This is a genomic window from Flexibacter flexilis DSM 6793, assembly GCF_900112255.1.
Classification (GTDB): domain Bacteria; phylum Bacteroidota; class Bacteroidia; order Cytophagales; family Flexibacteraceae; genus Flexibacter; species Flexibacter flexilis.
The window spans coordinates 154680-180721 of sequence record NZ_FOLE01000006.1 but is presented as its reverse complement, the minus strand read 5'-3'; the positions used below and the strand labels follow the sequence as shown (position 1 = coordinate 180721).

The window sequence follows — 26042 nt, the reverse complement described above, 5'->3', positions numbered from 1 at the left end:
AAGATTATGGCGCAGGATACGACACCTCTACTTGAAAGCGTTTGCCCGAAGCCGAAAGCCGTTCGTAAGCCTTTTTGGAAATACGTAACAAAAGTTTGTCGTTAACACCTATATCAGGGAGTTTTCCAATCACACGCACAAAAACCATGCTGCCGTTCATTTCATTTTTCACTTGCAAAATCGAGCCGACAGGCGCGGTACGGTGCAAACAAAGATGTTTCTTGCTTTCGCCTCCTTGCTCAATTACTTCGGCCAAGCCTTTTTCTACAATACGGTCATAGCCGCCCACATTTACGGTGTTGCTACTCCCTACGGCTGGCGCACTGGTTTTGGCAGGTTCCACTTTCAGGACTTCTTTGTCTTCTTTTTTCTCCTCTTTCGGAGCTACAGACTGTGTAGCGGGTTTGCTGCGCGTGTCGGGCACAACTTGCGTTGGTTTGCCATCGCCTACATTAAGCACCTGACCAGCAGAAAGTTCCAAAGAGGTTAGGTTGTTCCATTTTTTCAAATCATCTACCGTAACATTGTATTCGCGTGCTACCGCAAAAAGCGTTTGGCCTTGTTCCACTACGTGCGTTTTGCCTGTGCTTGTGGTCGCGGCGGGTTTGGTTGGTTTTTCGGGTGCGGCGATTTTGGCTTCTGACCCGATACTCAACACTTGCCCAGCAGCGAGTTCATTGGAAGTAAGATTATTCCATTTTTTAATATCATCTACCGAAACATTGTATTGACGTGCTACGGCAAAAAGCGTTTGGCCTTGTTCCACTACGTGCGTTTTGCCTTTGGTGGCTGCTGGCTTTGGCGTGGTAGCTTTGGCCGTAAAAGCACGATTCGTAGGGACGCGAATCACTTGGTCTTTGGCCAAACCTTTACTAATTTCGGGGTTTTCTTTCTGAATATCAACCACATTGGCTTTGTAGAGACGCGCCACCGAATAAAGTGTTTCTTTGGCTTCTACTTTGTGCAAAATCACTTTTTTGCCTGCCTTATTTTCTACACCAACCGAATCTTTGATACTGGCATTGGCCGATACGCCCAGCAATAAGCCGACCGCACAAAGCCCCAACCAATACCATTTTTTATAAGTTAAGTTCATAACAAATGAGTTCTGTTTTATTAACAACCAAAAATAACTGTTGGTTAAATACAAAAAAAGTATCCCAACCAATTCCCGCAAGCCTTTCGGCCAAAAGCAGATGTAATAAAACCGCGCCGCTTTCTTGGTCTATTGCCAAAAAATAATTGCTCAAGCCTTTATCCGTTTCTGTGTTGCGAATATAGTAAGAAATAAAAATATACCGCCCTTGCTCCAAATAGTCAAACGCAGAAATAGGTGTATGGATTGTTTTTTCGGCCACAAAAGCCGCCAATAATGGCGTGTACGGATTGTTTTCGGAATAATGCAAAGGCATTTGCAAGTTCACGGCTTTGTTTTCGGCTACGCTGGGCAAAAGGTCGGGCAAGCGCACCGATTCCAACACATTCGTATTGGGCAGTTGCACGCGCAGCGTATGTATTTGTGTATCAATTTCTTTAAAAACAATATTTTCTTGCGCCCAAAGCAACGAACCTGTGCGCATATCGGCCAGCCAAACGCCTTCGTGTGTGGGCATTGTCGCAATGTTTTGGTATCTGAACAAGCACAAAATACCGCCATAAACCGCCTCAATTCCCCAATCTTCAAACGAGTCGATGCCGTCCCATTCCAAATACGGACAAAGAAATTCCCCCGAAAAACTATCCAACGTCATGAAATTGGCCAGCCGTTCGGCAGGATTACGCACCTCAATGGCCATCAAACCGCTACGCACACACGGAACAATTCGCCAAAGTTGGCCGTCAGTTTCGTAATGAAATTTCTTAGTTAAAACCATAATTTTGTTGCGCTCCAAATCGCGGCCAAAGGTAACGCATTTTGAAGCGTGATTTTACAATAAATTAATTGTCGGAAAAATAATTGTATATACAAGAACTTTTTCACAAAAAAGAACATTATCTGTTAGTTAAATATATTTTTATGCGAAAACTTATTCATTATTCCTTTATTTTATTGCTTATGCTTACAGCTTATACTTCCAGCGAGGCGCAGTCGTCGCTGTACTATTTGGTAAGAGAACCCAAAGTTAAAACGGCCAACCCGCCCTTACTGCTACTCATGCACGGCGTGGGCAGCAACGAAAAAGATTTATTTGGGCTGGCTAATTATCTGGACGAGAGATATTTAATCGTTTCGGCGCGTGCGCCTTTCAAAATTGCGGAAGGTAGTTACAAATGGTACGACCTTGATTTTTCGACGGGTGTGCGCCGCACCAACATCAACGAAGCCGAAAAAAGTCTGCAACTTATTTTGCAGTTTTTGGACGAGCTGCAAGCAAAATATCACTACGACAAACAGCGCGTTATCGTGTCGGGCTTTAGCCAAGGTGCGATTATGTCGTTGTGTGTGGGACTGACGCACCCCGAAAAAGTGCGCGGAATTGGCGTGTTCAGTGGCCGTGTGTTGGAAGAAGTCGTAAAACCAAAGTTAGCAGCCAAAGACAAATTCAAGCATTTTGAGGCATTCGTTTCGCATGGCACACACGACGGCGTTTTGCCAGTTTCGGACGCACGCAACACCAAAAAATTATTGGAAAGCCTGCAAATCAAAACGTCTTATCACGAATACCCAAGCGAACACAGCATCAGTCAAGCCAATTTGGAAGACTTCGCCGCATGGCTCAAAGGGATTAAGTAAAAATGAAAAAGCGGCTCATATCGTAACATTTGACATGAGCCGCTTTTTTTTGTTTTGGGAGGAATCAATAAATCCTATCTCTTTTTGTAAGAAGCGCGTCCCAACCATTTGGCCAGCGTTTCCACATCGGTATTAAACCAACTCAACGTCCAGCCAATAGCGGCCCGAAGTTTCCAGACAGGAGCAGCCAAACCATTCATACCTAAAGCCTTACCAAAATCTTGGCGTGCCGAAGCATATTCGCCGCGCACCAACTTAAACCGCCCCGACCGCGTGAAACTTATCACTTCCGCATCGCGATAGTAGCCGTCTATTTCTTTCTGACCAAAACGCAAAACGGCGCGTTGCTGCTCTGTCATGGCTTTGTAATTATCTGTAAAAATGCGGCGACCGCTGTCCAAAATATCCAACCCGTAGGTTTTGGTTACTTGGTAAGCGTGTACGCGCCAATAACCCAACACTTCATTGAGGAAAATAAAACGTCCGTGTCGCGCCAAAAGCATCAGCGTGGGCAAATCCACCGCAGGGAATTTGTAAGACTGCACGAAGCCGCCCAATTGCTGCAAAGCCGACTTGCGAATCAGGAACGTAAGCGGCGGCAAAAAGTCATCGAACAGCACGTTATAAATGTTGCAAACGGGTGAGTTGTCGTAAAAAGCAATGTTTTTGGCCAATTGCTTGGGATGCAACTCGTATTTTTCGGACAAATCCGTGTTGGCCGAATACGCACAACCCCAACACAACACCGCGTCGGGCTGCTTGTGCATGGCTTCCACCTGTGTAGCCAACTTGTGCGGCAACCAAATATCGTCCCCTTCCAGCACGGCAATCAAATCGCCTTTGCTTTCGGCCAATGCCAAATTGTAATTTTCGGCCAATCGGTAAATACCTTTATTTGCCTGATTAATCACCTTAATACGTGCATCTTTGGCGGCATATTCCGCCGCTACTTCGGCGGTGCGGTCGGTGCTGCCGTCATTGACGATGAGCATTTCCCAATGCGGATACGTTTGGGCAAGTACCGATTCTATACACGAACCAATAAATCTTTCGTGATTGTACGTCGGGGTGATAATGGAAATTAATTCAGACATAAAAAATATTATAAAAAAACAGAGATAACTATCTGTATTTAAGTTTTTTATTTAACGAGAAAGATACACAGCTCCGCCGATATTGTCGGCACTCGCACCCGTTACGCTACGCAAACAATTTACTTTTTCTTCGGCGCGGAGCTTACCCAAAAACGCAAAAATCAAGGCTTCTTTGTAGTTAATCAGCTTTTCGTTCGGGACAATTACTTGCGCCGTATCTGTTAGTTTTTCTTGGAGTTGGGAAATAAGATGTTTGTTAAATGTCCCGCCTCCCGTTACCAAAACGGTTTTGGGTGAAGTTGTAGGCAACACGTCAGCGGCTTTTATTACCGCCGCGATTTGTTCGGCGATATGCGCCGAACAGGTAGCCAAAATATCTTTTTCGGATAAATTAGCAGCTTCCAGCAAAGGCAAAACGGTCGTTTCTACCCATTCGCGTCCCAACGATTTAGGGTACGATTTTTTATAAAAATCCAGTGCATTGAGCTTGGCCAACAAATCGGCATTTACTTGCCCTTCTGCTGCCCAAAGTCCGTCTTTGTCGTAGGCTTTGCCCAAACGTTCTGCCCACGCATTGAGTACCATATTCACGGGACAAATATCAAAAGCAATTCTTTTGTTGGTGCTGTGTTGCTGAAACGAAATATTCGCGATTCCGCCCAGATTCAAGCAAAAAGTATATTGCCCGAACAACAGCGCGTCGCCAATCGGCACGAGCGGTGCCCCTTGCCCGCCCAAAGCCACATCAAGGCTTCTAAAATCGCAAACCACAGGCAAACCGCAAGCCGCCGCAATCGCCGCACCGTGTCCGATTTGGACGGTAAGTGCTTTGGCTGGCTGATGAAAAATTGTGTGTCCATGCGAGGCCACAAACTGCGGTTTTACTTCATATTTTTGACAAAAACGCTTTATAGCCTGTCCCAAATACGCCCCAAACTCACGGTCTGTAAGGGCAAAAGTAAATGCATCGCTTTGTGGCAATGCTTTCAGGCGAGCCTGCCACGCTGCCGAATACGGCGCGGTTTGGGCATACAAAATCTCAAAGCGTTGCGAGTTTGTTTCCGAAAACTGACAAAATGCAATATCTAATCCGTCGAGAGAAGTTCCCGACATAAGTCCAATTATAGTCATTGATTAATTTAACAAAATTATTGTGCTGTGTTCGCATTTTGGCGTTTACGCGCCGCAGCCATGGCCAGCACAAAACTAATTCCTCCCAAAACCAACATGGCCACCGTTTGGGACGTGTGCATCAGCAACGCCGACGTATCCGCACCTTGTTTAGTTTGGGCATAAAGTTCTACCAAAGTCAGGCTCACCATCGCGTGATACGCGCCCAAGCCGCCTTGTACGGGAGCTACCATCGCAAAGCTACCCGCCACCAAAATCACCAAAGCAGGCATCAAGCCCAATTCTGCCGTGTACGGCAATGCCTTAAAAGCAATCCAAACGGTAAGGTAATAACCTACCCAAATAAGGGCAGAATAGAGTAGAAACAGTCCTTTTTGTTCCATTTGCGCCACGCTTACTACACCTTTCCACATCCCTTTCAGGAAATCCACGACTTTCACTACCAACCCGATTTTAAGCAGTTTTTCGCGCAAAACCCAAGCCCCTATCAGCCCCACCACTCCTACGGCTGCCAAGCCCAAAAGCAAAGGAAGTTTGCTGGGTTGGCCTGCGGACATGGCATTTTTTTGTTCGATTTTGGCCAAAAAGAAATTAGTAAGCGTTGTAAATTCTAAAGCAAAAGCCAATGCCGTAACCGAAAGCAGCAGAATTACATCAAATATTCGTTCTACGACTACCGTCCCGATGGAATTATCCAATGGCACATCTTCGTTTTTGTTGAGCAACCCGCAGCGCGTAACCTCGCCCATGCGCGGCAAAATAAGGTTGGCAAAATAGCCCGCCAACACGGCCATAAACGTATTTTTGGCAGAAGGACGATAGCCCAAAGGCTGTAGAAGCAGTCGCCAACGTTCGGCACGAATCCAGTGACTCAATACCATCGGCACGAGCGAAAGCAGCAACCAAGCATAATTGGCATTGCGTAAATCATTGGCCATTTGCGCAAAATCGGTGTCTTTGTAGGCGTACCACAAAAGCAAACTTGCTAAGGCAAGCGGCAAGACATATTGAAGGACTTTTTTCATTTATTTATTAAAAATATTTTATTCATTTACTTGATTTTCACCTGAATTATCATCTGGCCTTGGTCTGCGCATAATCGGCTTAAATGGTTTTTTGGCAGCTGGCGGAGCAGTTTCGGGCGTTGATTCAGGAGCTGGCGTTTCAGCTACCGTTTTTATTTCCTCCGAAATGTTTTCTGCTGCTTTGGCTGGCTCGGTTTCTTCCGTTTTGCGGCGCATAATCGGCTTAAACGGCTTTTTGGCAGCAGGTGGAGCAGTTTCGGGCGTTGATTCAGGAGCTGGCGTTTCAGCTACCGTTTTTATTTCCTCCGAAATATTTTCTGCTGCTTTGGCTGGCTCGGTTTCTTCCGTTTTGCGGCGCATAATCGGCTTAAACGGCTTTTTGGCAGCAGGTGGAGCAGTTTCGGGCGTTGATTCAGGAGCTGGCGTTTCAGCTACCGTTTTTATTTCCTCCGAAATATTTTCTGCTGCTTTGGCTGGCTCGGTTTCTTCCGTTTTGCGCTTAATTATTGGCTTGAATGGTTTTTTCGCGGCTGGCTCGGTTTCTTCCGTTTTGCGCTTAATTATTGGCTTGAATGGTTTTTTCGCGGCTGGCTCAGATGTTGTTTCTGTTGGCGTATTGCTTACGATTTCCGTAGGAGGAGTTACGGCTTCGGGTGTTGGTTCTGTTTTTTTCTTAATAACAGGCCTAAACGGTTTTTTATCTGCGGGAGCGGCAGGCGTTTCGGCTGATGTATTTGCTGCTGTGTTAGAAGGAGCAGCAGCAGTTTTGGCGGCTGCTTTTTGTGCCTGAAAAATGTCGTATTCTTCGCGCTTTTGAGTGGCTTCGTCGGGCGTGAGTGTGGCAAACGGAAGATTAAGTTGTTTGAGGTCGAACACGCTTACATCGTAATTCGGGGTCATGGTCAGGCATTCGGTCGGGCAAACCACCGTACACAAACCACAAAAACAACATTTGGCCATGTCTATATCAAAACGCGCGGCGTAAAGGCGTTTGGTTGTGCCATCAGACGTTTTTCCGATTTCGCTCACGGCCTTAATTGGCTCTATTTCAATGCAATTGACGGGGCAAATTTTTACGCATTTGTCGCAAACAATGCAATCGTCCATTTCGTTGTGCAACTGATAGCGGCCATTGTCTGGAACTGGAATTTGTTGGAAAGGATATTGTAGCGTAACAATGCCCGTTTTTTGCTGAAAATAAGCAGGATTTTCTATGCCGATTGGTTCGCGCGATTCTTTGGCTTCGCGCAAGTGTCGAAACGAAAGTTTGAGCCCTTGCCAAGACGTGCCAAGACCTTCCAAAATACTTCCCCAATAACTATTATTTACTCCTTTTTTCTTCATAAAAATAGTCCCAAACAAACACAATGGCTTGCCGCCAAACGCAACAAGCCATTGAAAATCAAATCAATAAATTATACTTGCTCCAATCTGAAAGAATAATCTTCCATGATAAGATTAGCCAATAATTTGCGGCAGGCTTCCTCTACCTGTGCGTTGGCTTCCGACTCAGAGGCGGCCTCCAAAGCAACAGTAATGTGTTTGCCAATTCTTACATCAGAAACAGCCTGAACCCCTAAATTGTGTAAACCAAGTTGTACGGCTTTGCCCTGTGGGTCAAGGATTTCTTTTTGTGGCATTACGTCAATGTGCGCTACGAATTTCATATAAGAAAATAGTTTTAAATTGATTTTACCACCGAATAAGGCCACTAATTACAGACCAAACTATATACCAAACAATCACAGCTGGCACAGCCAAATAACCACCAACGGCCACCAAAGCCACCGCGCCCAGCAAAAATACATAGGCTACGCGGTTGGCTTGCCATGCCAAGCTCTTGAATTTGAGCGAAAATAATGGAATTTCAGAAACCAAAAGTCCCGAAAAAACGACCGTAATCGCAAGCAACACAGGCACTTGGCCAAGCCATTGTGCTATAAGCGAGTCGGGCATTTGGAGCAAAAATAAGGGCAAAAAATTGATAAACAAAGCGTTGGCAGGCGTAGGCAAACCCAGAAACGAACTAGTCTGGCGCGTGTCCACATTGAATTTGGCCAAACGCAAAGCCGAAAAAATACTAATGATAAAGCCCGCAAACGGCAACCACGTTACGTCTGTAGATTTGAGCAAAAGCGAATACAAAATCGTACCTGGCAACACGCCAAACGTAACACAATCGGCCAGCGAATCCAGTTCTTTGCCAATATCCGAATGGCTTTTGAGCAGACGAGCCGCCATGCCATCGGCAAAATCAAAAATGGCCGCCAAGAGCGTAAGCCACGCCCCAGCCTCTAAATTTCCGTTTAGCACCAACACAATGGCCACGCAACCGCAAAATAAGTTGCAACTGGTCAGGGCGTTGGGTAAATGTCTGAAAATAAACAATTTGAATAAAATTTTAAGTTCAACTAAACACAAGTATCTCAAAGCAGATACTTGCCCAACTTGTTATTTTTGTACGGCTTCGGTTGGTTCGTACAGCGACGAGAGTTCAGGATATTTTGGGGTAATTCCTCTGTAAAAATCCTGTATTTGTTTCAAATCTGCCTCGTAGTTGCCTGTTGTATAGAAAGGGTCGCTTACACCAGCCACTTTCTTTTTATAATCCAGATAGCCCATAATTACGGGAACTCCAGCCTGTTGAGCCACATGATAAAATCCTGATTTCCATTCTTTTACATAACCACGTGTACCTTCAGGCGGAATAATCATAATCATGCGTTCGGCCTCTTTGAAGGTTTGTACCATCGCTTCTACCATGTTAGTACGCTTGCTTCTGTCCACGCCAATGCCGCCAAGTGCTTTGATGAGCCAGCCCATAGGCGGTTTTAGCCATTCTTTTTTGATAAGGAAATTGACGCGCACGTCCATAATGTATAGCGCACTCAAAGCGATAGGCAAATCCCAGTTAGAAGTATGTGGCGCAGCAATTAGCACCATTTTCTTGAGGTCTTTCGGAACGCGTTGGCCAGTTTTCCAGCCCGTGAGCCAAAAATAAAAACGAGCAATTAGTTTCATCATGGTTCTTAGAATATTTGGGTTGTGTTTGGCTTGCAGTGTATTTGTAAAAAAAAGATATTGGCTTGCCTTAAATAAACACAAAAAGCTATTGCCAATATTTGTGGGACAATAATCGTAAAAAGGTAGTGGGTATGCAAACGCAGAGCTGTTTTTAATTTAGCCGCAAGCTATTTTAAGAACGAAAAAGTCCGCACAACTATTGAGTTCTGCGGACTTTTTGTTTTGGGTTGTGGAGTCGGAGGGATTCGAACCCTCGTCCAGTCAAGGAAGCAAGATTGCTTTCTACACGCTTAGTTACCTTTAGATTGTCGGGAAAGTGTACGCTGGCAACTGGCAAGCACCTTCCTTATCCGTTTGGGTTTCACCTATGCCTCACGGCTGACACAGATTAGCTCTACTTTGCGATGCCCCTTATCCGACGCGGTAAAGCGTGCGCTTCGGCGGGACACTTGCATTTGCCTATCTATCCAGATTAAGCAGCAAGGGCGTAAGATTCTTCGCCAGTTATTGTTTTGAAAGTTTTATTTAGGGGAAATACTCCAACTCCCCGCGTGCTTACATTCCCCTATCGCAAGCTGTCAAATCCAGTCGACCCCAAATAGGTATGTCCCAAATGTAACAAGACTTGGTTACAAAAAGTTGCAACCAAGTCTGTTAATGATATAGAATTGAGGTTATCTTCTATTGGTAGTTAATTACTTAACTTCAACTTCAGCACCAGCTTCTTCTAATTGTTTTTTCAACGCGTCTGCTTCGTCTTTAGCAGCACCTTCTTTCAAAGGTTTTGGAGCAGAGTCAACTAGTTCTTTAGCTTCTTTCAAGCCCAAGCCAGTCAAGTCTTTTACCAATTTAACTACTGCTAATTTGTTAGCACCTGCGCTTTTCAAGATAACATCGAAAGAAGTTTTCTCAGCAGGAGCAGCATCACCAGCACCACCACCAGCTACCATAACAGGAGCAGCAGCAGCAGGTTCGATACCGTATTCATCTTTAAGAATAGCTGCCAATTCATTTACTTCTTTAACAGTCAAGTTAACTAACTGTTCTGCGAATGCTTTCAAATCTGCCATTTTTGTATTGTAAGTTTAAAATTTACGAAATTGATTAAATTGAAATAATTAGGCTCTTTCCGATAATGTTTTAAGAATACCAGCCAATTTGCCACCACCGCTTTGAAGGGCAGAAACCACATTCTTAGCAGGCGATTGAAGAATAGTAACAATATCTCCAATAAGTTCTTGGCGAGACTTGATATTTTCTAAAACATCGAGTTGGTCGGCACCAAAGAAAAGCGTAGAATCTACGGAAGCACCTTTGAAAACAGGTTTAGAAACACCGCCTTTATAATATTCCTTCAAAAGCTTTGCAGGGGCGTTGCCAGCCTCATTTGTGAACAACACACCAGAGAAACCTTTTAAAGCTACTTTATTAAAATCTGTATAGTCCAAACCAGCTTGGTTAGTTGCCTCCAAAGCCTTTTTAATCAGACTGTTTTTTACAACTTTGTATTCTATGCCACGGTCAAAACAAAGTTTTCTGAACTTGTTCACTTGCTCTACGGTCATACCCGAAGCATCCGTGATATAGAAGTATTCAGTAGAAGCGAACTTTTCGCTTAGCTCACTGATAATGACTGCTTTTTCTTCTCTTGTCATTGTTATATGCCGTTTATAGTGCCTTTGTCAACGGTTACACCTGAGCTCATTGTGCTAGACAAGTGTATTGACTTGAAGTATGTTCCTTTAGCAGAAGCAGGCTTCAATTTAGCAATCACGTTGATAATTTCTTGTGCATTTTCTCTCAATTGGTCGGCAGAGAAAGAAACTTTACCGATGCTTGTGTGGATAATGCCTGTTTTATCAACTTTGAAATCTATTTTACCAGCTTTCACTTCTTTTACAGCCTTACCTACCTCAAGGGTAACAGTACCCGATTTAGGGTTTGGCATCAAACCGCGAGGTCCAAGCACTCTACCTAATTTACCTACTTTCGCCATTACAGTTGGCATAGTGATGATTACATCAATATCAGTCCAACCTTTTTCGATTTTAGTAATATAATCATCTAAGCCCACGTGGTCTGCACCAGCTTCGCGAGCTTCCTGTTCTTTGTCAGGAGTACACAACACCAACACACGAACTGTTTTACCAGTACCGTGCGGGAGAGCAGCTACGCCACGAACCATTTGGTCTGCTTTACGAGGGTCAACTCCTAAGCGAATATCAATATCTACAGACGAATCAAACTTAGTAAAAGAAATATCTTTCACAACGTTTGCAGCATCAGTAAGGCTATATTCTTTTTTAAGGTCGTGTTTAGCGGCTGCTTCTTTTTGCTTTTTTGTCAATTTAGCCATCTTTTTAACGCTTTGTTTTTTTGAACATTGAGATATTTTACCTCAGACTTCAAAATATTAAAACTATTTCTCCCAAGGAGGTGTACCTGTTACTGTGATACCCATGCTTCTTGCAGTACCTGCTACCATGCTCATTGCCGATTCAAGTTTGAAGGCGTTAAGGTCAGGCATTTTAGTTTCTGCAATTGTTTTTACTTGTTCCCAAGTAACAGAGCCTACTTTCTTACGATTTGGTTCTGCTGAACCTCCTTTGAGTTTAGCGGCTTCCATCAACAAAATTGGAGCAGGAGGAGTTTTGATGATAAAATCAAATGATTTATCAGTATATACCGTAATCAATACGGGTAAAACCATTCCTTGTTTATCTTGTGTTCTGGCATTGAATTGCTTACAGAACTCCATGATATTCACACCTTTAGAACCCAACGCAGGGCCGATTGGCGGAGATGGGTTTGCTGCACCACCTTTTACTTGCAGCTTTACATAGGTACTTATTTCTTTTGCCATTGTTGCTTCTTGTTATATATTCACAACTCCAGCCACAAATACTAATATGGAAGCTATTAGTTTGCAGTGAGTATTATGTGCTAGATAAGTTCTTTTTCTACTTGAACGTAGCTCAACTCCATTGGGGTATTGCGGCCAAAGATTTTTACCACAACACTCAATTTTTTGCGGTCGTCGAAAACTTGCTCGATTGTGCCAGAGAAACCAGCGAATGCGCCGTCTGTTACTTTGATTGTTTCTCCTACTACAAATGGAGATTCCATTTTTTCTTCTGCCTGATTGGCTTCATCTACTTGTCCTAACATACGCTGTACTTCGGACAGACGAAGCGGCACTGGCACTTTGTTAGCTCCCTCAGAGGTACTTAAGAAACCGATAACACCAGGTGTGCTTTTTATCGTATGAAAAACTTCGCCGTTTGTAATATCTGCCTGTACAATAATGTAACCTGCATACATCGTCTTTTCACGAACTTTTTTCTTTCCGTTGCGCACCTCATATACTTTTTCTGTTGGAATTAGTATTTGGGGCACAAGAGCATCTAACTTCTGACGCATTATCTCCGTTTCAAGATAAGACTTCGCTTTCTTTTCTTGGCCTGCTACTGCACGCACTACATACCACTTTAACTCACTCATTGCCGAAAAGTCTTAAATTGATTATAGATTATAAACAACGTTCATCACGTACTTAATCACAAAGTCGGCAGAACCTATCACCAAGGCGAAAATCAACGAGGCTACCAACACCAACACAGAACTTTTTTGAAGCTCCGCGAATGTAGGCCAAGTAACATTGGTCTTCATTTCTTCGATTGATTCGGTTATAAATGTGCTAACTTTGCTCATAACATTCGTGAATTAACTTTTCTATAAACTATAAGTCTTTTGCACGGGTGGAGAGATTCGAACTCCCATCAACGGTTTTGGAGACCGCTATTCTACCCTTGAACTACACCCGTTTGTGAAAGGGAGTGCAAAAATACAATTATTTTTTTACAAACAAATGCGTCTCCAAAATATTTTTTTTAGAGACGCATTGTCTATTTATTTTTCAGAGACTGATTAGTCAAGAACTTCAGTTACCTGACCAGCACCTACGGTACGACCACCTTCGCGGATAGCGAAACGAAGACCTTTTTCCATAGCTACTTTGTTGATCAACTTCACTGTGATAGTGATGTTATCACCAGGCATAACCATCTCAATACCTTCTGGCAATTGGATTTCGCCAGTTACGTCTGTTGTACGCATGTAGAATTGAGGGCGGTATTTGTTGAAGAATGGCGTATGACGACCACCTTCTTCTTTAGAAAGAACGTAAACTTCAGCCTTAAATTCAGCGTGAGGAGTTACTGAACCTGGTTTACAAATAACCATACCACGACGGATTTGGTCTTTGTCAATACCACGCAACAACAAACCTACGTTGTCACCTGCTTCACCTCTGTCAAGGATTTTGCGGAACATTTCCACACCCGTAACAGTTGATTTAAGGTTTTCAGCACCCATACCCAAGATCTCTACAGGATCACCTGAGTTGATGATACCACGTTCGATACGACCTGTTGCTACAGTACCACGACCAGTGATAGAGAACACGTCTTCAACAGGCATCAAGAATGGGAAATCTGTCAAACGTGGAGGAATTGGAATGTAGCTATCTACAGCTGCCATCAATTCTTCGATAGTTTCAACCCATTTTGGTTCGCCATTCAAGCCACCCAAAGCAGAGCCACGGATTACAGGAATGTCATCACCTGGATATTCGTAGAAGCTCAAAAGTTCGCGAACTTCCATCTCTACTAGGTCAAGCAATTCAGGATCGTCAACCATATCCACTTTGTTCATGAACACAACAAGTGCAGGTACACCTACTTGGCGAGCCAAAAGGATGTGCTCACGAGTTTGTGGCATAGGACCATCTGTTGCAGCTACTACGATGATAGCACCGTCCATTTGAGCAGCACCAGTAACCATGTTTTTCACATAGTCAGCGTGACCTGGACAGTCAACGTGCGCGTAGTGGCGGTTTGCAGTAGCGTATTCTACGTGAGAAGTATTGATTGTAATACCTCTTTCTTTTTCTTCAGGAGCGTTGTCAATTGACGAGAAATCTCTTTTCTCTGCTAAACCCTTCTCTGCCAAAACTTTAGTAATGGCAGCAGTCAAAGTTGTTTTGCCGTGGTCAACGTGACCGATTGTTCCAATATTAACGTGGGGCTTGGAGCGGTCAAATTGTTCTTTAGCCATATTTGAAAATCCTCTGTTTTAGTTGATTTGAATGAAATTTATTAGAATTTGATTGTGAGCTTAATCTTCAGGGACGGATAGACACTTGTTATAAGCGAGAGCCAACGATGGGAATTGAACCCACGACCTCTTCCTTACCAAGGAAGTGCTCTACCCCTGAGCTACGTCGGCTTTAATTAGTAATTTTCATATACTAAAAAAGAGCGGGCGACGAGGCTCGAACCCGCGACCTACAGCTTGGAAGGCTGTCGCTCTACCAACTGAGCTACGCCCGCTTATGACTTGTTTGGTGGTGGGAGCAGGTGGATTCGAACCACCGAAGACATACGTCAACAGATTTACAGTCTGTCCCATTTGGCCGCTCTGGAATGCTCCCAAACATTGTTTGTTTTTCGTGTACCTTGTAAAAGGAGTTGCAAAAGTAGGCGGTTATTTTTAAATGTCAAATATTTTCTGAAAAAAATTTTGAGAAAAAATAAAACCCTACTGATAATCAGCAGGGTTTGTGTGAAAAAATTTTTATTTTTTTCTTGTGTACTGGCAACAATCAGGCAATTTGCCGTAAGCGTCGTCACTTCCTTTCGCCTTTTCGGTGTCGTATCCTGAGGCTGCAATTAGCTCATGAAGCTTGCTTTCTTGTATCTTTTCGTTGTTAAACACTACGGTCAGCATCTTGGTGTCTTTGTTCCAACTGGCCGATTTCACGCCTTTCACGTCCAAAGATTTTTCTATGGTCTCCTGACACATTTCGCAATTCCCCCAAACTTTAAAGGTCAAAGACTGCGTTTTGGTTTGTGCCTCACAAGCCGAAAGGCCAAAATACGCGAACACTAATACTGCGGCTAAAGATTTTAATAACATATCCATTTTTATATAAAGTTTTAAAATTGATTGAATAAATATTTAAGTGTCTGTGCGAGCAATTTCCATCAACTTATCAAATAATTAAAACTCTATACAACAAATACTTAGGAATTTTTTCTATTCTGAAATACAGTTTGTCCCAGCGAGTCAAACCATGATTAGAAGCATAGACATAACGGCGCAGCGACCAATTTATCTTTGTAAAAGGCGACAAAACGCCCACCACATACTTAGCTGTAGAGCAATCGGGCAAAGAAGAAATAACGCCCGTGAGGTCTGTTTTATCCAGACTACATTGATTGGCGCACGTTTTTTTGGCAGGTTCACAAGCTGTTTTGGTACAACAACATTGCTTGTGCGGTTGCCACAAATTCGACTTTTGGCAAAGCAAGTACGCCCCCGCATTTGCCCAAACAGACAGCGAGTAACACACCAACAAGACTAAAGCCAAATATTTCTTCATTACAGCAAAAAATTATTTTTTGAATAATAAACCCCAATTTTGGCTACCATTCAGACTATTAACACACAAAATAGCAGAAAAATTGCCAGTCCGTACCATAATTTTGATTAGAATTGCAGCGTTTTTCTAAAACTTACTTTAAAAACAAAAGATACAGAACATTTGAATATGGATAAGAAACTTTCTTACGCGCTGTTGGCAACTGCTTTTGCAACCAGTATTGCCCTGCCGCTTTCTGCTCAAATCAAAGCAAAAAAAAACAATTCAACTTTACTGACAGTCGGCGCAAATAAAGTGCCAGTAAGCGAATTTGAATACGTTTATAAAAAAAATAACACTGGCGCAGAAGACGCTTTTACAGAAAAAAGTTTGAAAGAATACTTGGAGCTTTACACCAATTTCAAACTAAAAGTAACTGACGCTGAGAAAAATGGCTTGGATACGACCGAAGCATTCAAAGCCGAGCTAAACAGCTACCGCAAACAATTGGCGCAGCCGTATTTGACAGAAAAAGAAGTTACGGAAAAGCTCATTAAAGAGGCTTACGAACGCAGCAAAGAAGAGATTAACGCCTCGCACATCTTGATTATGGTGGCTCCAGATGCCGACCCAAAAGACACGTTGGCGGCTTTGAACAAAATTACGGATATTCGCAAAAAAGCGTTGGCGGGTGCTAAATTCGAGGATTTGGCCAAACAATATTCTGAAGACCCTTCGGGCAAAAGCAACGGCGGCAATTTAGGTTATTTCACTTCGCTACAAATGGTTTATCCGTTTGAAGACATGGCTTACAAAACGCCAAAAGGCCAAATTTCGCAACCTGTACGCACGCGTTTCGGCTATCACATTATCAAAGTGAACGACCGCCGCACCTCGCAAGGTCAAGTAAAAGTGGCGCATATCATGGTGAAAGCCAATCAGGGAATGCCTGCGGAAGATTCGGTCGCTGCCAAACAAAAAATTGACGAAATCTACAACCGTTTGCAAAAAGGTGAAGCATGGGACGGCCTTTGCTCACAGTTCTCGGACGACAACGGCTCTAAAAACAAAGGCGGCGTATTGCCGATGTTTGGCACAAGCCAAATGATTCCGAGCTTTGAAGAAGCAGCTTTTTCTTTGGCAAAAGTTGGCGATATTTCTAAGCCCGTACAAACGCCTTACGGCTGGCACGTTATCAAATTGATTGAGAAAAAAGGACTTGACAGTTTCGAGTCTTTGGAGCCAACCATCAAAACAAAAGTTTCTAAAGATTCGCGTTCGGAACTTAACAAAGCCGCTTTGATTACGCGTTTGAAAAAAGAAAACAAATTCAAAGAAGTACCAAATGCCTTGAAATTAGCCCTTACCAAAGCAGATACAACTTTGGCCAAAGGCAAATGGACTTACAACGAAAAAGACGCTATTACGAAAAAACCTTTGTTTAGCATCAATACACAAACTTTCACGATTGGCGATTTCTTTAAATACCAAAAAGCCAATCAAACGGTACGCCAAACCAATGCAACAGATTATTTGATGCGTTTGGCTTACAAAAATTATGTAGAAAAAACGCTTGTTCAGTACGAAGAAGAGCATTTGGAAGAAAAATCGGAAGATTACCGTATGCTGGTGCGCGAATACCGCGACGGTATTTTGTTGTTCCAACTCATGGACAATAAAGTGTGGGCAAAAGCCTTAGACGATACTTCGGGTTTGCGTGCATTCTACAACAAGAATAAAGAAAAATACACTTGGACGGAACGCGCCAAAGTAGTGATTTACAACGTACCAGACCGTAAGACTTTGGACGATGTGAAAGCCAAATTAAAATCAAAAGCATTTGTAGTAGCAGAGCCACGTTTGGAAGATGTACGTTTCGAGACCAACAGCACGAAGCTAACCACACAAGGCCAAACGGCTCTGAACCATGCGATTCAGACTTTGCGCCAAGACCACAGCCTTACGATTGATTTGTTTGGCCATGCAGATGCTGCCGAAAAATCGTCTTGGTCGCGCAAACGTGCCAAAATCGTATTTGATTCGTTGGTAGCGCACGGCGTAGATGCCAAACGCATCAAGGTAAAAGACGAAGGCAAAAAAGTGCCTTATTCGGGTGTAGCCGCAGAAAATCAACGCGCAGCATTCAATGTATATGGCAGCACGCCAAAAGCCTTGGAAAAAGCCATGAACGCGAAAGCTCCACTTACGCTGCAAGTAACAGAAGGTATGTTCCAACGCGGCGAAAATGCAGTGATGGACGGCATTAAGCAATGGAAAGTAGGCGACTACACTATCGAAAGCAATGGCCGCGTGATTTATGCGGAAGTGTCGGCGGTAGAAGCTCCACGCAACAAAACACTTGACGAGGCAAGAGGTGCAGTGATTTCGGACTACCAAAATTATTTGGAGAAAGAATGGCTCGAAACTTTGCACAAACAATATCCAGTACAAGTAAACAACGACGAGTTAAAAAAGCTCATCAAAAAATAAAAAGCCGATTGGCTCAAACACAGCGAGAGGCGGCGCACATAGTGCTCCGCCTCTCGCTTTTTGCAAACAAAAACAAAATTATAGAGCTGCTGCGTAACGCTTCGCTACTTCTGTCCAGTTTACTACATTCCAGAACGTAGAAATGTAATCAGGACGTTTGTTTTGGAATTTGAGGTAATAAGCGTGTTCCCATACGTCCAAGCCCAACACTGGCGTGCCTTTTACGTCAGCAACGTCCATCAATGGGTTATCTTGATTTGGCGTAGAAGAAACCACTAATTTGCCGCCTTCTTGTACCACAAGCCAAGCCCAGCCCGAACCGAAACGGCCAGCCGCAGCTTTAGAAAATTCTTCTTTGAATTTGTCAAAAGAACCGAAAGCCGCATCAATTGCTTTAGCCAAATCGCCAGTAGGCACGCCACCTGCATTTGGTGCAAGTACTTGCCAGAAAAGCGAGTGATTGAAGTGGCCACCGCCATTGTTACGAACCGCAACAGGATATTTGCTGATATTTTTTTGCAAATCTTCTAAAGATACTTTTTCAGCGTCTGTACCCGCAACCGCATTGTTAAGGTTGGTTACATACGCGTTGTGGTGTCTGCTATGGTGGATTTCCATAGTAAGTTTGTCAAAATGTGGCTCTAACGCATCATAAGCGTAAGGCAAAGCTGGAAGTTCGAATGCCATGATTGTTTTATTTTTTTAATTTGAATTACGTTACTATAACATTGAGAAAAGCCTAAAGGTTTCTTCTTTCCCCGATGCTTTGGGGCAAAAATAAAAAGAAAGCGCAATTAACATTACGCTTTCTTAGTTTGTATTATTTTTTTATGCTCTTATTTAGCAAGATGCCATCCGAAGCACGTTTGTTGCCTGGTTCAAGCGACAATACTTTGTTCCAGAACTCATCAGACTTAGCATAATGCTTTTTCACGTGTTCGTGATAACCGAAATACGAGTAAGCCTCTACCAAATCTTTTTTGTACTTCTCTTTGTCTTTTTCTGCTTCCGCAATGAACTTTTCGTAATGCGGAGCAGCTAATCCTTTCGTAGATTCTGGGTCAAGTTTGGCTTGCGCACGTCCGCGCCACAAATAACCGTTCGCATAAGTTGGTACAATTTGATTTACTGAGCCAAATGCTGTGTCAGCTTTCACATAATCTTTAGCGAAATAAGCCGCTTTGCCTAAGTTAAAAAACTCCGTAGGATTTGGCTTCGGATTCTTAGTCGCAATTGTGTCGTACTGTGCCGTAGCTTCTTTGTATTTTTTGGCACGGAATAAAAACTCCGCCAATTCGGCACGTGTCGTAGATTTAGAAGACGTATCCAACTTAATGGCCTTTTGCAAGTTCGCAATGCCTTTAGCTGTATCTTTTCCACCTTTAATCAAAGCGTTGCCGTAATAGCTGTAATCCGACGGACGAATAAGGTCTGGTTGTACTTTTGCAAACATAGTTTCCATGTTGGTAATACTCTCTGCATATTGGTTCATTTGGTAATAAGCATAACCAAAACCTCTATAAATCAAAGGATTATCCACGCGACCTTTCAATTTCGTCAATACGTCCAAGCCTTCTTTGTAGTTTTCGTTTGTCAACAAAAAGTTAGCATATTGATATTGCGTTTCGGGGTTGTCGTCCGAATGACTAATGTATTTGCGGTAATAATAAATCGCCTTGTCTCTATACTTTTCTCCATAAAGAAAATATAATTCACCCATTTGGCGATAGCCTGGCCAGTACGTTGAATCTTTATCCAAACCTTCTTTATATTTGTTTAGGGCTTCTTTATAACTTTTAGCTCTGATATAAAGCTTACCAATTCGGATATAAGGTTTAGCCAAATTTGGGTTAATCCAAACGGCTTTGTCGTAACATTCTGCGGCTTTAGAACCCTCATTTTGTATCAAATACGCATCGCCCATCATCATTTGGACATCTGCGTTTTTCTTGTCGATTTGTGCGGCAGCCATCAATGATTGTACGGCAAGTGCAGGGTCGTTGGTTTCGTAAATCGTGTAAGCCTCGCCAATTCTGTAAAGCACATCAGCACTTTTGCCTTTCGATAAAGTACGTGCCTGGTCGAATAACGGTTGCGCAGCCGCTTTTTCTTTGCGTGCAATCATTACCGTACCTTTACCCACGTAGTTAAGCGCGTATTTTGGGTCTTTGGCTACACCTTGTTCGAAATAAGTAAGAGCCGAATCTGGCTTTTGCGTTTTGAGATAATAATCTCCCAAATAATAAAGGTTCTCGGCTGTTGGGTTTTGAGCCGCCAAGGATTTGAACACGCGACCAGCATTAGAATACTGCTCAATTTCCAAAAATTTACGCCCGTCCTGAATCGTTTGGGCTTGCGTTGCGCCTGCTACCATGAAAGCTGCGCACATCGCTGTCAAACTTAGTCGTTTCATCTTGCTTGTTGTACGTTATGTTTTTTGTTTTTGAGACATAGCCTCTTCGACTTGTGTATCAAAATAACGGCCATTTTACGATTTTATCTTAAAACGGCCTTAACTTTTTTGTAAGGTTTATTTTTATTTTAAACAAAAATCAAAATTAAAGCATTATTTATCAGTTATTTAAAAGCAATAAACGTGTATTTATTCGCTTTTATTTTTATTGAAATTTACTACACGAATCGGGGCGGTAGCTGGCAAAATCCCTGCTTTCAATACAATTCGTTGGCCTGGGTCGCTGGCCGCAAATGCTACAAAACCATTGCCCAAACCCATACGCGCCTCGCGACTAATCGAATAAATATTGCGGCAATATGGATAGCTTCCGTTGGAAATGTAGGCCTGAAATGGTTGGTAATAATCGTACTGCGACGCGGGCGGCGTACTGTCGGCAACGGCTACCGTTTTTACCTCACGGCGGAAAGACATGTGTTTGGGGTCTTCGCTGTCGCTAATCCAGTTTACGCCGATTACGCCAATGGCGTTGGGGGTTTTGCTCACGTATTTAACCACCTCTTCATTGGAGTTGGCGGCGAAAATATTGGTTTGCAAATCCTCTGGTAGCTTGTAGTATTTGCGCATAAACGACAAGTTACTGGAATTGCTTTTATCAAAAACTACTACCACTTTTTCGTCTTTGCTCTTGGCGTTTACGTGTTTCCATGAGGTATAACGTCCGTGCATGATTTCGCCGATTTGTTGGACGGTAAGCAAAGAATCAGGATTGGCATTATTGACAATCAAGGCCACCGCATCAACCGCCAGTTTGGTTGTGGTCGGGGTGATGGTTTGTTGTTTGAATTGTGCCTTTTCGTTGTCGTTGAGTTGGCGGCTTACGATAATGACACGCGCCGAATCCGCTAACAAATGTTTGAAGGCCTCCCCTTCCGATTCGTACACGGACTTGAAGTGCGCTTCTGGGTAGGTGGCTTCAAAAACATCTATCTCGGCTTTGACGATGGGCATAAATGACTCGTCGGCGGCGATAGTGATTTGTCCAGAAGTAGGCGTATCTAATTTTTTCTCAGAAGCCCCGCTCCCACCATCGCAACTGCTCACGGCCACCGCCGCAGCCAATACCGCCATATTTTTTACCCAAAAAGAAGAAAATTTAATCGTATTCATTTTTGCAAAAGAGTTAGAAAACAGTGCAGCAATATATTAAGAAATTCAGAAATATACGCAGTTGTGTTCAAACACCACCCCCAGAGGTGAGGGGGAGAAAGTTGGTCTGTGAGACACAGACCATGGAAGAGAAATATTCAAACCCCTCCTAAATCCTCCCCAAGGGGAGGACTTTAACAGAAGTTGCGGAGAGGATAACAGAAGCCGCGGGGAGGATAACAGAAGTCCACAAAGCAATAACAGGAATCCACAAAGCAATAACAGGAATCCACAAAGCAATAACAGAAGTTCACAAAGCAATAACAGGAATCCACAAAGCAATAACAGAAGTCCACAAAGCAATAACAGAAGTCCACAAAGCAATAACAGAAGTCCACGAAGCAATAACAGAAGTCCACGAAGCAATAACAGGAATCCACAAAGCAATAACAGGAATCCACAAAGCAATAACAGAAGTCCACAAAGCAATAACAGAAGTCCACAAAGCAATAACAGAAGTCCACGAAGCAATAACAGGAATCCACAAAGCAATAACAGAAGTCCACGAAGCAATAACAGAAGTCGCGGGGAGGATATATTAAAACCCCATCTAAATATTCCCCAAGGGGAAGACTTTAACAGAAATTGCGGAGAGGATATATTAAAACCCCATCTAAATCGTCCCCAAGGGGAAGACTTTAATAGAAGTTGCGGGGAGGATATATTAAAACCCCATCTAAATATTCCCCAAGGGGAAGACTTTAATAGAAGTTGCGGAGAGGATATATTAAAACCCCATCTAAATATTCCCCAAGGGGAAGACTTTAATAGAAGTCGCGGAGAGGCTATATTAAAACCCCATCTAAATCGTCCCCAAGGGGAAGACTTTAATAGAAGTCGCGGAGAGGATATATTAAAACCCCATCTAAATCGTCCCCAAGGGGAGGACTTTAATAGAAGTTGCGGAGAGGATAACAGAAGTCGCGGGGAGGATATATTAAAACCCCATCTAAATATTCCCCAAGGGGAAGACTTTAACAGAAATTGCGGAGAGGATATATTAAAACCCCATCTAAATATTCCCCAAGGAGAAGACTTTAACAGAAGTTGCGGAGAGGATATATTAAAACCCCATCTAAATCTTCCCCAAGGAGAAGACTTTAACAGAAGTTGCGGAGAGGATATATTAAAACCCCATCTAAATCTTCCCCAAGGAGAAGACTTTAACAGAAGTTGCGGAGAGGATATATTAAAACCCCATCTAAATCTTCCCCAAGGAGAAGACTTTAACAGAAGTTGCGGAGAGGATATATTAAAACCCCATCTAAATCGTCCCCAAGGGGAAGACTTTAACAGAAGTTGCAGGGAGGATATATTAAAACCCCATCTAAATCTTCCCCAAGGAGAAGACTTTAACAGAAGTTGCAGGGAGGATATATTAAAACCCCATCTAAATCTTCCCCAAGGAGAAGACTTTAACAGAAGTTGCAGGGAGGATATATTAAAACCCCATCTAAATCTTCCCCAAGGAGAAGACTTTAACAGAAGTTGCAGGGAGGATATATTAAAACCCCATCTAAATCTTCCCCAAGGAGAAGACTTTAACAGAAGTTGCAGGGAGGATATATTAAAACCCCATCTAAATCTTCCCCAAGGGGAAGACTTTAATAGAAGTCGCGGGGGAAATAAGAGATACGCACGATTGTGCGTATCTATGTGGAATTAGAATAAATGATATGCATAGCCATGCGCATCTACCGACAAAGACAACCGCCCCGAAGGTAATGGGAATAAGGGCAAAGCCTGTGGGCAAGCAATGGTGGTGCAATTGTTTAGGTTAATAAATGGTGAGTGTGTATTTTTGAAAAAACTTTCACCACTATTGTTCACTTATGAAAACCAAAAAAATTTTAGCCAACGCCGCAGTGTGTTTGGCCTCGTTGGCTGTATTGGGTTGCAAGCCTGACGATAAAGATGCCACCCCCGCCCCTACAACTCCTGTAGTGGTAGCAGAAACCAAAATTAGCGCACAAAACGCGCTTTACTACGAGGTTTTTGTACGCAATTTTTCGCAAGAAGGAACGCTTGCCAAAGTAGAAGCACAACTCGATTCTATCCAAAATTTGGGAGCTAATGTATTGTGGCTCATGCCTATCCATCCCATAAGCCAAGAGAAAAAAAATGGAACGTATGGCTCACCATACGCCGTAAAAAATTATTATGCCATAGACCCGTTGCAAGGTGATACCGCTGCCTTTCGGAGCTTGGTAAAAGCCGCACACCAACGCAAAATGTATGTGGTATTGGATTGGGTGGCCAACCATACGGGCTGGGACAACCCTTGGATTACGGAGCACCCCGAATATTATACCAAAAATAGTGCGGGGCAAATCACGCACCCTCCAGGCACTAATTGGCTCGATGTTGCTGACCTGAATTATGCCAACACCGACCTACGCAATGCTATGATTAATGCCATGAAATATTGGGTAACAACGTTTAATATAGACGGTTATCGTTGCGACCACGCGGGCGGCGTTCCTGCTGATTTCTGGAAAGCAGCCAACGACAGTTTGCGTCGCATAAAGCCAATGCTCATGTTTGCAGAAGAAGAAGAGCTTGCTCAAAATATGTTTGCTTCGGGTTTTGATGTGTGTTTTAGTTGGAGTTTTTACGATAGACTTAAAGCAACATTTGCTGGAAGTAGTACACTCACTCTAAGCAACCTATACAGTTCTACTCGCAATAGTTTACCCGCCGACAAAGCATGGGTGTATTTCTCCTCTAACCACGACAAGGTTTCTTGGGACGAAATGCCGTCCGATGCCACCTCGTTTAAAAGCCAAGACGGGGCGCGTGCTGCTGCCGTTATCACACACCTACTGCCCAATGCTTCTATGGTTTACAACGGACAAGAAGTAGGCAGCACGCAACGCATCAATCTCTTTGAAAAACAGGTCGTTAATTGGAACACTAGTCCAGAGATGCGCGTGTTTTACAAAAAAATCTTGGGCATCAGGAATAAATACAGCGCGTTTACTACGGGTGCGCCAACTTTTCACAATCAATCGACGAATGTGTTAGTGTTTTCTTTGAAAGATGCAGAAGCCTCGTATTTGGTGGCGGTAAATGTACGCAATACGTCCCAAACAGTAAGTTTGCCTTCGGCTTTTCAGGGAACAGATGTACAAAACCTGTATGATAATACCACGTCGAATGCCAATAACCTAACATTAGCAGCCTATCAGTTTGTAGTGTTGCAGAAGAAATAGTTTGCGTTATAATTCAGTTTGCACAAAAAGCCTCAAGCGTCTATGTTTGAGGCTTTTTTGTTGGGGTAAATGAAAACCCACCCCAACAAAACCCCACCCCTGACCCCACCCCAGAGGGGAGGAGAAGAAAGAATGATAAAAAAGAGACGCAAATCATTGCGTCTCTTTTAGTGAGTTTATGCTTGAAAATGCTGCCAACCTTGCGCTTTGAGCGGATACGGATTGCCGCCTTTACTCATTAAATAAATGCCGTCTTGGGCTTTTTTGGTAATGCCAATGGCCGTAATGTCTGGATGATGACGTACTTTTTCGTAGTCTGCTTGCGTAAGCGTAAACAATAACTCGTAGTCTTCGCCGCCGTTGAGGGCGCAGGTAACAGGCAAAACGCCAAACTCAGAAGCCGTCAAGGCCGTAAGATTATCAATCGGAAGTTCGTCTTCCAGAATCAAAGCCCCAATGCCCGATTGCTTGCACAAGTGCATGATTTCGGACGCCAAACCATCGGAAACATCAATCATCGCCGTAGGCAATATGTCCAATTCGCGCAACTCATACATGATGTCCGTGCGGGCTTCGGGCTTAAGTTGTCGGCGCAAAATATAGTCCTTTTCGGAAAGTTGCGGTTGCATTTCGGGATTGGCCGTAAACTCCTGCTTTTCGCGGGCGAGCACCTGTAAGCCCATATAAGCCGCCCCCAAATCGCCCGACACACAAATCACTTCGCCTTCTTTGGCCGTGTTGCGGTAAACGATTTGTTCGGGTTTGGCCAAGCCTACCGCCGTAATAGAAATGACCAGTCCAGAACGCGAAGAAGCCGTATCGCCGCCAACCAAATCTACTTTGTAATTTTCGCACGCTAAGGCAATGCCTTCGTACAGCTCGTCGATGGCTTCCACCGAAAAGCGATTGCTTACGGCGATATTGACCAAAATTTGTGTTGGCGTGGCGTTCATGGCCGCAATGTCCGAGACATTGGCCGCCACGGCCTTATAACCCAAATGTTTGAGGGGCGTATAACTCAAATCGAAGTGAATGCCTTCGGCAAACAAGTCTGAAGAAATGACGGTTTGCAATCCGTCGGGGTTGATAACGGCGGCATCGTCGCCGATGCCTCGCACCGTAGATTTATTTTCAATTTTAACGTGCTGCTTTATGCGGTCTATTAGGCCAAACTCTCCCAATGCGGCGAGTTCTGTTCGTGTTGGTTGTTGCAAGGTGATGGATTTTTTATTGGAAATGTAAACCACAAACTGACTTACAGGTAATTTCTTTTAGCTGTAATATCGCTC

The 26042-nt window shown here is 43.4% G+C and carries 26 protein-coding genes, 4 tRNA genes and 1 other RNA gene; 3 read left to right on the top strand and 28 right to left on the bottom strand.

The window, feature by feature from the left end; genetic code table 11:
- Positions 1 to 4: 4 nt before the first annotated feature.
- Both BM090_RS11170 and BM090_RS11165 read right to left on the bottom strand, forming a co-directional pair.
- Positions 5 to 1096 carry a LysM peptidoglycan-binding domain-containing protein gene (locus BM090_RS11170; protein ID WP_091512569.1) on the bottom strand — a complete coding sequence of 364 codons (1092 nt, stop codon included), beginning with the start codon at positions 1094 to 1096 and terminating at the stop codon, positions 5 to 7.
- Positions 1080 to 1874, bottom strand: a complete 795-nt coding sequence (locus BM090_RS11165) for a DUF4905 domain-containing protein (RefSeq protein ID WP_143083949.1) — start codon at positions 1872 to 1874, stop codon at positions 1080 to 1082. Before BM090_RS11165 ends, BM090_RS11170 begins: the two co-directional genes overlap by 17 nt.
- 143 nt (positions 1875 to 2017) lie before the next feature.
- On the opposite strand from BM090_RS11165, the gene BM090_RS11160 reads away from it, so the two are divergent.
- Complete coding sequence (locus tag BM090_RS11160; protein ID WP_221405387.1) at positions 2018 to 2734, top strand: alpha/beta hydrolase; 717 nt, start codon at positions 2018 to 2020, stop codon at positions 2732 to 2734.
- Positions 2735 to 2808: 74 nt separating this feature from the next.
- On the opposite strand, the gene BM090_RS11155 is transcribed toward BM090_RS11160, so the two are convergent.
- The 21 genes from BM090_RS11155 to BM090_RS11055 form a co-directional block, all read right to left on the bottom strand.
- Positions 2809 to 3828 (bottom strand): glycosyltransferase family 2 protein, encoded by a 1020-nt coding sequence (locus BM090_RS11155; RefSeq protein WP_091512561.1) that lies wholly within the window; start codon positions 3826 to 3828, stop codon positions 2809 to 2811.
- A 51-nt stretch (positions 3829 to 3879) separates the two neighbouring features.
- Positions 3880 to 4959 (bottom strand): anhydro-N-acetylmuramic acid kinase, encoded by a 1080-nt coding sequence (locus BM090_RS11150; protein ID WP_221405386.1) that lies wholly within the window; start codon positions 4957 to 4959, stop codon positions 3880 to 3882.
- A gap of 17 nt (positions 4960 to 4976) precedes the next feature.
- Complete coding sequence (locus BM090_RS11145) at positions 4977 to 5984, bottom strand: lysylphosphatidylglycerol synthase transmembrane domain-containing protein (RefSeq protein WP_091512553.1); 1008 nt, start codon at positions 5982 to 5984, stop codon at positions 4977 to 4979.
- A gap of 18 nt (positions 5985 to 6002) precedes the next feature.
- The gene (locus BM090_RS18170) at positions 6003 to 7328 is read right to left on the bottom strand and encodes a 4Fe-4S dicluster domain-containing protein (RefSeq protein WP_143083948.1); all 1326 of its coding nucleotides are present in this window, start codon (positions 7326 to 7328) and stop codon (positions 6003 to 6005) included.
- Positions 7329 to 7399: 71 nt separating this feature from the next.
- On the bottom strand, positions 7400 to 7651 hold the full coding sequence (gene purS, locus BM090_RS11135; protein ID WP_091512549.1) for a phosphoribosylformylglycinamidine synthase subunit PurS: 252 nt from the start codon (positions 7649 to 7651) through the stop codon (positions 7400 to 7402).
- Positions 7652 to 7676: 25 nt separating this feature from the next.
- Entirely contained in the window at positions 7677 to 8372 is a 696-nt protein-coding gene (gene pssA / locus BM090_RS11130) for a CDP-diacylglycerol--serine O-phosphatidyltransferase (protein WP_091512545.1), read from the bottom strand.
- A 63-nt stretch (positions 8373 to 8435) separates the two neighbouring features.
- A complete protein-coding gene (locus BM090_RS11125) occupies positions 8436 to 9008 on the bottom strand; it encodes a lysophospholipid acyltransferase family protein (protein WP_091512879.1) in 573 nt (190 codons plus the stop codon).
- Between the two features lie 227 nt (positions 9009 to 9235).
- Positions 9236 to 9604: a transfer-messenger RNA gene (gene ssrA, locus BM090_RS11120) on the bottom strand.
- 99 nt (positions 9605 to 9703) lie between these two features.
- A complete protein-coding gene (rplL, locus tag BM090_RS11115; protein WP_091512542.1) occupies positions 9704 to 10078 on the bottom strand; it encodes a 50S ribosomal protein L7/L12 in 375 nt (124 codons plus the stop codon).
- A 48-nt stretch (positions 10079 to 10126) separates the two neighbouring features.
- Positions 10127 to 10663 carry a 50S ribosomal protein L10 gene (gene rplJ, locus BM090_RS11110; protein ID WP_091512538.1) on the bottom strand — a complete coding sequence of 179 codons (537 nt, stop codon included), beginning with the start codon at positions 10661 to 10663 and terminating at the stop codon, positions 10127 to 10129.
- 2 nt (positions 10664 to 10665) lie between these two features.
- Positions 10666 to 11364, bottom strand: coding sequence for a 50S ribosomal protein L1 (gene rplA / locus BM090_RS11105; RefSeq protein WP_091512535.1), 699 nt, complete (start codon positions 11362 to 11364; stop codon positions 10666 to 10668).
- A 63-nt stretch (positions 11365 to 11427) separates the two neighbouring features.
- Complete coding sequence (gene rplK, locus BM090_RS11100; RefSeq protein WP_091512532.1) at positions 11428 to 11871, bottom strand: 50S ribosomal protein L11; 444 nt, start codon at positions 11869 to 11871, stop codon at positions 11428 to 11430.
- A gap of 80 nt (positions 11872 to 11951) precedes the next feature.
- On the bottom strand, positions 11952 to 12509 hold the full coding sequence (gene nusG, locus BM090_RS11095) for a transcription termination/antitermination protein NusG (protein WP_091512528.1): 558 nt from the start codon (positions 12507 to 12509) through the stop codon (positions 11952 to 11954).
- A gap of 21 nt (positions 12510 to 12530) precedes the next feature.
- Positions 12531 to 12719: a preprotein translocase subunit SecE gene (gene secE / locus BM090_RS11090; RefSeq protein WP_091512525.1), complete on the bottom strand. Its 189-nt coding sequence runs from the start codon at positions 12717 to 12719 to the stop codon at positions 12531 to 12533.
- Positions 12720 to 12761: 42 nt separating this feature from the next.
- Positions 12762 to 12832: transfer RNA gene (locus BM090_RS11085), tRNA-Trp, on the bottom strand.
- A gap of 103 nt (positions 12833 to 12935) precedes the next feature.
- Complete coding sequence (gene tuf / locus BM090_RS11080) at positions 12936 to 14123, bottom strand: elongation factor Tu (RefSeq protein ID WP_091512522.1); 1188 nt, start codon at positions 14121 to 14123, stop codon at positions 12936 to 12938.
- A gap of 99 nt (positions 14124 to 14222) precedes the next feature.
- Positions 14223 to 14294 (bottom strand) — tRNA-Thr (locus BM090_RS11075).
- 31 nt (positions 14295 to 14325) lie between these two features.
- Positions 14326 to 14398: transfer RNA gene (locus BM090_RS11070), tRNA-Gly, on the bottom strand.
- Between the two features lie 15 nt (positions 14399 to 14413).
- Positions 14414 to 14499 (bottom strand) — tRNA-Tyr (locus tag BM090_RS11065).
- 143 nt (positions 14500 to 14642) lie between these two features.
- Positions 14643 to 14990 carry a heavy-metal-associated domain-containing protein gene (locus BM090_RS11060; RefSeq protein ID WP_221405385.1) on the bottom strand — a complete coding sequence of 116 codons (348 nt, stop codon included), beginning with the start codon at positions 14988 to 14990 and terminating at the stop codon, positions 14643 to 14645.
- Between the two features lie 70 nt (positions 14991 to 15060).
- Entirely contained in the window at positions 15061 to 15450 is a 390-nt protein-coding gene (locus tag BM090_RS11055) for a hypothetical protein (protein WP_091512516.1), read from the bottom strand.
- A gap of 168 nt (positions 15451 to 15618) precedes the next feature.
- On the opposite strand from BM090_RS11055, the gene BM090_RS11050 reads away from it, so the two are divergent.
- Positions 15619 to 17919, top strand: coding sequence for a peptidylprolyl isomerase (locus BM090_RS11050; RefSeq protein WP_143083947.1), 2301 nt, complete (start codon positions 15619 to 15621; stop codon positions 17917 to 17919).
- Positions 17920 to 17997: 78 nt separating this feature from the next.
- Here the strand turns inward: BM090_RS11050 and BM090_RS11045 are convergent, their stop codons facing one another.
- The 4 genes from BM090_RS11045 to BM090_RS18400 form a co-directional block, all read right to left on the bottom strand.
- Positions 17998 to 18606: a superoxide dismutase gene (locus tag BM090_RS11045; RefSeq protein WP_091512510.1), complete on the bottom strand. Its 609-nt coding sequence runs from the start codon at positions 18604 to 18606 to the stop codon at positions 17998 to 18000.
- A 133-nt stretch (positions 18607 to 18739) separates the two neighbouring features.
- Positions 18740 to 20332: a tetratricopeptide repeat protein gene (locus BM090_RS11040; RefSeq protein ID WP_143083946.1), complete on the bottom strand. Its 1593-nt coding sequence runs from the start codon at positions 20330 to 20332 to the stop codon at positions 18740 to 18742.
- Positions 20333 to 20521: 189 nt separating this feature from the next.
- Positions 20522 to 21463, bottom strand: a complete 942-nt coding sequence (locus BM090_RS11035; protein ID WP_221405384.1) for a PstS family phosphate ABC transporter substrate-binding protein — start codon at positions 21461 to 21463, stop codon at positions 20522 to 20524.
- 328 nt (positions 21464 to 21791) lie between these two features.
- Positions 21792 to 22028 carry a hypothetical protein gene (locus tag BM090_RS18400; RefSeq protein ID WP_177199912.1) on the bottom strand — a complete coding sequence of 79 codons (237 nt, stop codon included), beginning with the start codon at positions 22026 to 22028 and terminating at the stop codon, positions 21792 to 21794.
- A gap of 1345 nt (positions 22029 to 23373) precedes the next feature.
- Here BM090_RS18400 and BM090_RS11025 point away from each other — a divergent pair.
- On the top strand, positions 23374 to 24753 hold the full coding sequence (locus tag BM090_RS11025; RefSeq protein ID WP_091512500.1) for an alpha-amylase family glycosyl hydrolase: 1380 nt from the start codon (positions 23374 to 23376) through the stop codon (positions 24751 to 24753).
- 176 nt (positions 24754 to 24929) lie between these two features.
- On the opposite strand, the gene thiL is transcribed toward BM090_RS11025, so the two are convergent.
- On the bottom strand, positions 24930 to 25967 hold the full coding sequence (gene thiL, locus BM090_RS11020) for a thiamine-phosphate kinase (RefSeq protein WP_091512497.1): 1038 nt from the start codon (positions 25965 to 25967) through the stop codon (positions 24930 to 24932).
- Between the last annotated feature and the right edge of the window lie 75 nt (positions 25968 to 26042).

What these genes read in the sequence shown, in the direction of transcription:
- BM090_RS11035 (WP_221405384.1), bottom strand. Translation starts at nt 21,463, where the DNA reads ATGGCGGTATTGGCTGCGGCGGTGGCCGTGAGCAGTTGCGATGGTGGG.
- purS (WP_091512549.1), bottom strand. Translation starts at nt 7,651, where the DNA reads ATGAAATTCGTAGCGCACATTGACGTAATGCCACAAAAAGAAATCCTT.
- BM090_RS11025 (WP_091512500.1), top strand. Translation starts at nt 23,374, where the DNA reads ATGAAAACCAAAAAAATTTTAGCCAACGCCGCAGTGTGTTTGGCCTCG.
- secE (WP_091512525.1), bottom strand. Translation starts at nt 12,719, where the DNA reads ATGAGCAAAGTTAGCACATTTATAACCGAATCAATCGAAGAAATGAAG.
- BM090_RS11155 (WP_091512561.1), bottom strand. Translation starts at nt 3,828, where the DNA reads ATGTCTGAATTAATTTCCATTATCACCCCGACGTACAATCACGAAAGA.
- nusG (WP_091512528.1), bottom strand. Translation starts at nt 12,509, where the DNA reads ATGAGTGAGTTAAAGTGGTATGTAGTGCGTGCAGTAGCAGGCCAAGAA.
- BM090_RS11170 (WP_091512569.1), bottom strand. Translation starts at nt 1,096, where the DNA reads ATGAACTTAACTTATAAAAAATGGTATTGGTTGGGGCTTTGTGCGGTC.
- BM090_RS11145 (WP_091512553.1), bottom strand. Translation starts at nt 5,984, where the DNA reads ATGAAAAAAGTCCTTCAATATGTCTTGCCGCTTGCCTTAGCAAGTTTG.
- rplK (WP_091512532.1), bottom strand. Translation starts at nt 11,871, where the DNA reads ATGGCAAAAGAAATAAGTACCTATGTAAAGCTGCAAGTAAAAGGTGGT.
- BM090_RS11150 (WP_221405386.1), bottom strand. Translation starts at nt 4,959, where the DNA reads ATGACTATAATTGGACTTATGTCGGGAACTTCTCTCGACGGATTAGAT.
- BM090_RS18170 (WP_143083948.1), bottom strand. Translation starts at nt 7,328, where the DNA reads ATGAAGAAAAAAGGAGTAAATAATAGTTATTGGGGAAGTATTTTGGAA.
- BM090_RS11060 (WP_221405385.1), bottom strand. Translation starts at nt 14,990, where the DNA reads ATGGATATGTTATTAAAATCTTTAGCCGCAGTATTAGTGTTCGCGTAT.
- BM090_RS11040 (WP_143083946.1), bottom strand. Translation starts at nt 20,332, where the DNA reads ATGAAACGACTAAGTTTGACAGCGATGTGCGCAGCTTTCATGGTAGCA.
- rplJ (WP_091512538.1), bottom strand. Translation starts at nt 10,663, where the DNA reads ATGACAAGAGAAGAAAAAGCAGTCATTATCAGTGAGCTAAGCGAAAAG.
- BM090_RS11055 (WP_091512516.1), bottom strand. Translation starts at nt 15,450, where the DNA reads ATGAAGAAATATTTGGCTTTAGTCTTGTTGGTGTGTTACTCGCTGTCT.
- rplA (WP_091512535.1), bottom strand. Translation starts at nt 11,364, where the DNA reads ATGGCTAAATTGACAAAAAAGCAAAAAGAAGCAGCCGCTAAACACGAC.
- BM090_RS11165 (WP_143083949.1), bottom strand. Translation starts at nt 1,874, where the DNA reads ATGGTTTTAACTAAGAAATTTCATTACGAAACTGACGGCCAACTTTGG.
- BM090_RS11050 (WP_143083947.1), top strand. Translation starts at nt 15,619, where the DNA reads ATGGATAAGAAACTTTCTTACGCGCTGTTGGCAACTGCTTTTGCAACC.
- BM090_RS11160 (WP_221405387.1), top strand. Translation starts at nt 2,018, where the DNA reads ATGCGAAAACTTATTCATTATTCCTTTATTTTATTGCTTATGCTTACA.
- tuf (WP_091512522.1), bottom strand. Translation starts at nt 14,123, where the DNA reads ATGGCTAAAGAACAATTTGACCGCTCCAAGCCCCACGTTAATATTGGA.
- BM090_RS11125 (WP_091512879.1), bottom strand. Translation starts at nt 9,008, where the DNA reads ATGATGAAACTAATTGCTCGTTTTTATTTTTGGCTCACGGGCTGGAAA.
- rplL (WP_091512542.1), bottom strand. Translation starts at nt 10,078, where the DNA reads ATGGCAGATTTGAAAGCATTCGCAGAACAGTTAGTTAACTTGACTGTT.
- BM090_RS11045 (WP_091512510.1), bottom strand. Translation starts at nt 18,606, where the DNA reads ATGGCATTCGAACTTCCAGCTTTGCCTTACGCTTATGATGCGTTAGAG.